Genomic DNA, 6,041 nt, shown 5'->3' with positions numbered 1-6,041 from the left:
GCACAACACCCTGGTGTTGCCGAAATCGACCAGCACCGAACCCGCCGGATTCGAGGTGAACCCCCGGTTAAATACGACCGGTAGCAGCACGTCGTCGCCGCGACCGTCAGCTCGATAGGGCACCCAGTAAACCACAGGCCCCCCGGATGTAGAACGTCTCGCCGAGCGCCACCGCGTGCACCGGGCCGCCGAACTCGGCCTAGGCCTCGCTGATCACGTCCTCGCGCGACGTCCACGGCGGAATATGGGTCAGCAGCAGCTCGCGCACCCCTGCCGCCGCGGCGACACGTCCGGCCTCGGTGCCCGACAGATGCAGGTTGCAAGGACGCTTGGCAGAGTGCGTCCAGGACGCCTCACACAAAAAGACGTCGACGCCGCGCGCCAACTCCACCAGGCGATCGCAGAAACCGGTGTCGCCGCTGTATGCCAGCACCGCACCGGACGGATCGGTGATACGCAGGCCGTACGCCTCGGTCGGGTGGCAGACCAGCTCCGGGCAGACCGTGACCGTCCCGATCGTCACCGGCTGCCCCGTCACCCAGTGACGCACGTCGAAGATGTCGGTGAAATCGTCGATCTCTCCGCCGTACGGCGACGATGCCGCTCCCAGCCGCGACCAGGTGTCGCTGGGTCCGTACAGCAACGCCTTGCCGACCGGCGGTGACGGGTGGTAGCGGCGCCAGACGAACAGCCCGGGCAGGTCCAGACAGTGGTCGGCGTGCAGGTGTGACAGCAACACATGCACCGAGCCGGGATCGGCGTGGTGCTGCAGCGCGCCGAGCACCCCGCCCCCGAAGTCGATGACCAGCGGTGGCGTGTCCGGTGCCCGCAACAGGTAGCCGGATGCTGGGGAATCCGGACCCACTACGCTGCCGGAGCAGCCGAGCACGGTCAGTCGCACAATCCCTACTGTGCCATGTTTGCTGCGGCGACGCGGCAGACTCTGCCGCAGACATGGTGGTTAATGCGCCGGCGAGTGGCGCCGGACGGGTTCGACGACGGCGATAGCGGGGCCCAAAAACCGCGTTGCCAGCCGGGCGAACGCTGCCGGGTCGCCGGTGGCCTCGAATACCCGGGTCGCGGGCGGGGTTTCATGCGGCCGCAGCAGATCGAGTTCGGTGAGCACCCGCACCAGCTCCTTGGCGGTCTCCTCGGCGCTGGACACCAGCGTCACCTGCTCCCCCATTGCCAACTGGATCAACCCCGACAGCAGCGGGTAGTGGGTGCACCCCAGCACCAGAGTGTCCACCCCGGCGCGCTGCAGCGGTTCCAGATAACCCTCGGCCAGGCCGAGTACCTGACGGCCGGTGGTGATGCCGCGTTCGACGAAGTCGACGAACCGCGGACAGGCTACCGCGGTGATCTGGGTGTCACGGGCGGCGGCGAACGCGTCCTGGTAGGCGTGGCTGGTGATGGTCGCCTGCGTGCCGATCACACCGATGTGGCCGTTGCGGGTGGTGACGACCGCGCGCCGCACCGCCGGCAGGATCACTTCGACGACCGGCACGTCGTAGCGTTCGCGGGCGTCCCGCAGACACGCTGACGATGCCGAGTTGCAGGCGATCACCAGCGCTTTGACCCCGCGGTCGACGAGATCGTCGCCGATGGTCAACGCGTGTGTGCGTATTTCGGGAATGCTCAGCGGACCGTAGGGCCCGTTGCCGGTGTCGCCGACGTAGACGATGTCCTCGTCGGGCAGCTGGTCGATGATCGCGCGTGCGACGGTCAGCCCCCCGACGCCGGAGTCGAAGACCCCGATGGGCGCCTGGGGTTCCCGCCGGCGGGCAGGGGATGGCGGGTTCATGCGGTCTGCTGCGCCTGGTGGTGATGTTCCCGGGCTTTGCGTTCGGGCCCGGACAGCAGATAGGCGGCCAGCACGCCAGCCAGCGCGCCGCACAGATGCCCCTGCCAGGAAACCCCGCCGCAGGTGTTGAGCACCGGCATTACCGGCAACACGCCCCAGAGCACGCCGCCGTAGAAAACGAGCACGACGATGCCGACGACGATCTGCCAGACCGTGCGAGTGAAAAACCCGAACACCAACAGAAAGGTCAGCCAGCCGAAGATGAGGCCCGAGGCGCCGATGTGATCGGATTGCAGGCCGCACGACGACCCGAGATTGCCGATCAACCAGGTGCCCAAACCGCCGACGACCCACACGATCGCGGTAGCCAGGAGAAACCGCGACAACCCAGCCAGCATCACCAGGAAGCCCAACACCAGCGCCGGACCGGTGTTGGCTATCAGATGCTGCCAGTTAGCGTGCAACAGCGGGGCGAAGACGACGCCCCACAGTCCGTCGGCCTGCAGCGGCCGGATGCCATTGCGATCCAGCCGGTGCCCGCTGAGCTGGTCGACGAATTCGACGGCGTAGAGCAGCAACACGAAACCGACGATGGTAGCCCCGCGAGCCATCCACGTCGACCGATTCTTCGGCTGCCTCGCCGGCTCCGGTGTCGCAGGAGACCTGGCCCTCAAGCCCATAGCTGCCCTTCCAGCGCATTCACGGCGTCGTCCAGGCTACCGGCGTAGGCGCCGGTGGACAGGTACTTCCATCCGGCATCGGCAACGATGAAGGCGATGTCGGCGGGCTGGCCCGCACGCAGAGCCTTGGCGGCCACACCCAGCGCGGCGTGCAGCACAGCGCCGGTGGAGATGCCGGCGAAGATGCCTTCGGCGTCGATCAGCTCCCGGGTGCGCCGTACCGCGTCGGCTGAACTCACCGAGATCCGGGTGGTCAGCACCTGCGGGTCATAAAGCTCCGGGACGAAACCCTCGTCGACGTTGCGCAGTGCGTAGACCCCTTCGCCGTAGCGAGGTTCGGCCGCCACTATCGCCACGCCGGGAACCCGCTCGCGCAGGAACCGGCCGGTGCCCATCAGCGTGCCGGTGGTGCCCAGGCCGGCGACGAAGTGGGTGATCTCCGGCAGGTCGGCCAACAGTTCGGGGCCGGTGCCGCGATAGTGCGACTCAGGGTTGGCCGGGTTGCCGTACTGATAGAGCAGCACCCACTCGGGGTTGTCGGCGGCCAGCTGCTTGGCGGTGGCCACCGCGGTGTTGGACCCACCCTCGGCCGGCGAGAAGATGATCCGAGCGCCGTAGAGCTCCAACAGCTGGCGACGCTCTATCGAGGTGTTCTCCGGCATCACGCAGACCAGCCGGTACCGCTTCAACCGGGCCGCCATCGCCAGCGAGATACCGGTGTTGCCGCTGGTGGGTTCCAGAATGGTGGCGCCGGGTGCCAACAACCCGTCGGCTTCGGCCCGCTCGATCATCCGCAGCGCCGGACGGTCTTTGATCGACCCGGTCGGGTTGCGGTCCTCGAGTTTGGCCCACAGCCGCACGTGCGGGCCGTCCCGGCCGTCCGCCCAGCGTGGCGAGAGCCGCTGCAGTCCGACCAGTGGGGTGTCGCCCAGCGCGGCCAGCAGCGAGTCGTAGCGCGCCATTTGGTCCGTACCCTTACCCGCCGCCTGCTACGGCGGGCAGGATGATCACCGAATCGCCGTCGGCGATCGCCGTGTCCAGACCGCCGGAGAACCGCACGTCCTCGTCGTTGACGTAGATGTTGACGTAACGGTGCAGCTTGCCGTCCTCGAGCAGGCGTTGCGCGATACCGGAGTAGTTGGTCTCCAGGTCGCTGATCACCGCAGCCAGGGTGGCGCCGGCAGCGCTGACGCGTTTCTCGCCACCGGTGTGCCGACGCAGAATCGTCGGGATCGACACGGTGACACTCATGAGTACTCCTCGACAATAGTGACGGGTTCCTCGGTGATGACGCCGTCGACGATGCGATAGCTGCGCAGTTCATGGGTGTCCGGGTCGCGCGTCGACACCAGTACGTAGTGTGCGTCGGGTTCACCGGCCAGCGCGACGTCGGTGCGGCTCGGGTAGGCCTCGGTCGCGGTGTGCGAGTGGAAGATGACGACCGGCACCTCGTCGGCGTCGTCCATGGCCAGCCAGACTGTGAGCTGCTCCTGGGAGTCGAACCGATAGAACGTAGGCGAGCGTTCGGCGTTGACCATCGGGATGTAGCGCTCCGGCCGGACGGATCCCTGCGGTCCGGCCAGTACCCCGCACGCCTCGTCGGGGTGGTCGGTGCGCGCATGGGCGACCATCGCGGCCACCAGGTCGGCACGAATCGTCAACATGTCACCGTCTCCCTGGTCTGTTCGCGAACGCCCCCGGCAACGTGCCGCGGTAAGTCGGTATTCCGGCCACCGGCTCGGCGGCCAGCACCGCGACCAGCACTGCACGGGCCAGGCAGTCCGCCGCCGCCGCACCTACCGCGGCGACCAGCCCGGTCTCCGGGGACAGCGCGGTCGGAGTGTCTACCGCCGGCGCAACCTCGACGGCCCCGGTCGCGAGCGCGAACACGGTGTCGCCGTCCAGCGGGGTGTGGGCCGGCCGGATGGTGCGGGCCAGCCCGTCCTGGGCGGCGATCGCCACCCGGCGGCACCCAGCCGGGCTGAGAGCGGCGTCGGTCGCGATCACCGCGATGGTGGTGTTGAGCGGGCTGGACGCCGACCACTTCGTCTCCAGCAGGGCAAGCGCCGCCAGCTGGTCAGCCGGCGGCGGTGCCAGCCCGAACTCCTCGATGAGGTCGGCCGGCCACGGCAGCCCGGTGGCGGAGTCGACGACCTCGCCCACCGAGTTCACCACCACCAGCGCCCCGACGGTCACGGCGGTGCCGCCCAGTTCCAGCGTGACCGACGCGGCTCCCACTCCGCCCTTGAGCGCGCCGGCGCGCGCCCCCACCCCGGCGCCAACCGTTCCGACCGTCGCGACGGGACCGGCCGCACCGGCCGCCGCGTAACCGAACTCCGCCGTCGGCCGGCATGCCCAGCCACCGACCGACAGGTCGAAGATGACCGCGGCCGGCACGATCGGCACCACGCCGTCTTCGGTCACCAGACCGCGATTGTTCTCCTCCAGCCATGCCATCGCGCCGTCGGCGGCCGCAAGCCCGTAGGCGCTACCGCCCGCCAGCACCACCGCGTCGACGTGGCGCACGCTGTTGGCCGGGTCGAGCAGGTCGGTCTCGCGGCTGCCGGGCGCACCGCCGCGGGCGTCGACCGCGCCGACCGTGCCGGGCGGGGCCAGCACCACGGTGACCCCGGTGGCCCAGCCGGCCCCGAGCGTCGCGTCCGGGTCGAGCCGCTGGTGATGACCGACCAGGACACCTGCGACGTCGGTGATCGACCCCGTGCTCATCACCGGGGTCGCCCCATCAACCCCAGGACCAGATACTCTTGCAGCACCGTCAGCCACCGATACACGCTGAACTGCCCGGCCATCGGATGTTCGGCCGGCACCCACTCCGGACCGTTCGGTCCGACGTCGAGCATTGTGCCCAGCGCCAGCCGGATGTCGTTGACCGCCGCGATCCACGCGTTCGCCTGCTCCTCGGTCAGCTCGAACCGACCGCCCCCGTCCGGGACGGTGTCCAGCAACTGTTGTGCTGCACCGCGTTTGGCTTCGATGATCTCCGGCTCGTGCAAACCGCGCAATGCCGAGTTGAGGTTGTTGGCAACCTCCGCGCTGTCGGGCTGGTGCTCGTCGGGCCGGTAGAAATCGGGCAGCAGCCGCCGCAGCGTCGCATCCTCGGGCGGTTGGGTGTTGACGTTTTTCATCCCGGTGATCTGCTCGAGTTCGTCTGGCGGAGAGGATGATTCCCGCACGTCGAGCATGCCGACAACCGAGCCGGCCAGATTCTTCAGCAATGCCGCCTCGTGCGGATCCAGGGCGGACCGGAAGCGGAGGCCGTCGTCGGTCTCGACCCGCTTCCACTTACGCACGGTGAGGTCAGCGGTCCTGCTGCATGGTCGCCCACAACCCGGCAGCATGCAGTTTGGACACGTCGACTTCCATCGAGTCCCGGCTACCCGCCGACACCACGGCTTTTCCTTCGTTGTGCACCTGGAGCATCAACTTGGTGGCGTGTGGCTCGCTGTAGCCGAACAGCTTCTGAAAGACGTAGGTCACGTAGGTCATCAGGTTGATGGGGTCATCCCAGACGATGGTGATCCACGGGCGATCGGTGA

General features: G+C 68.4%; 8 protein-coding genes and 2 pseudogenes. All 10 read right to left on the bottom strand.

Going from position 1 to position 6,041, the window contains the following annotated elements:
* Positions 1–123, bottom strand: a pseudogene (gene rph, locus AC2VOP_RS04430) (ribonuclease PH); the annotation flags it as partial.
* A 79-nt stretch (positions 124–202) separates the two neighbouring features.
* A pseudogene (locus tag AC2VOP_RS04425) lies at positions 203–901 on the bottom strand (cyclic nucleotide-degrading phosphodiesterase); the annotation flags it as partial.
* Positions 902–961: 60 nt separating this feature from the next.
* A complete protein-coding gene (murI, locus tag AC2VOP_RS04420) occupies positions 962–1,804 on the bottom strand; it encodes a glutamate racemase (protein WP_486959819.1) in 843 nt (280 codons plus the stop codon).
* A complete protein-coding gene (locus tag AC2VOP_RS04415; RefSeq protein ID WP_486959818.1) occupies positions 1,801–2,415 on the bottom strand; it encodes a rhomboid family intramembrane serine protease in 615 nt (204 codons plus the stop codon). The genes murI and AC2VOP_RS04415 overlap by 4 nt, the downstream gene beginning before the upstream one ends.
* 59 nt (positions 2,416–2,474) lie before the next feature.
* On the bottom strand, positions 2,475–3,446 hold the full coding sequence (locus tag AC2VOP_RS04410) for a PLP-dependent cysteine synthase family protein (protein ID WP_486959817.1): 972 nt from the start codon (positions 3,444–3,446) through the stop codon (positions 2,475–2,477).
* Between the two features lie 13 nt (positions 3,447–3,459).
* Positions 3,460–3,735, bottom strand: a complete 276-nt coding sequence (locus AC2VOP_RS04405; protein ID WP_486959816.1) for a MoaD/ThiS family protein — start codon at positions 3,733–3,735, stop codon at positions 3,460–3,462.
* The gene (locus AC2VOP_RS04400; protein WP_486959815.1) at positions 3,732–4,148 is read right to left on the bottom strand and encodes a M67 family metallopeptidase; all 417 of its coding nucleotides are present in this window, start codon (positions 4,146–4,148) and stop codon (positions 3,732–3,734) included. Before AC2VOP_RS04400 ends, AC2VOP_RS04405 begins: the two co-directional genes overlap by 4 nt.
* Before the next feature lies 1 nt (position 4,149).
* Positions 4,150–5,211 carry a P1 family peptidase gene (locus tag AC2VOP_RS04395; protein WP_486959814.1) on the bottom strand — a complete coding sequence of 354 codons (1,062 nt, stop codon included), beginning with the start codon at positions 5,209–5,211 and terminating at the stop codon, positions 4,150–4,152.
* Positions 5,211–5,795 carry an oxidative stress transcriptional regulator AosR gene (gene aosR / locus AC2VOP_RS04390; protein ID WP_486959813.1) on the bottom strand — a complete coding sequence of 195 codons (585 nt, stop codon included), beginning with the start codon at positions 5,793–5,795 and terminating at the stop codon, positions 5,211–5,213. Before aosR ends, AC2VOP_RS04395 begins: the two co-directional genes overlap by 1 nt.
* A gap of 7 nt (positions 5,796–5,802) precedes the next feature.
* Positions 5,803–6,041 (bottom strand): ATP-dependent Clp protease adapter ClpS (gene clpS / locus AC2VOP_RS04385; protein ID WP_486959812.1); only part of this gene is annotated, 239 nt, incomplete at its 5' end.

Source organism: Mycobacterium sp. TH-M106 (assembly GCF_057473765.1).
This window is presented reverse-complemented; position numbering and strand designations above follow the sequence as displayed.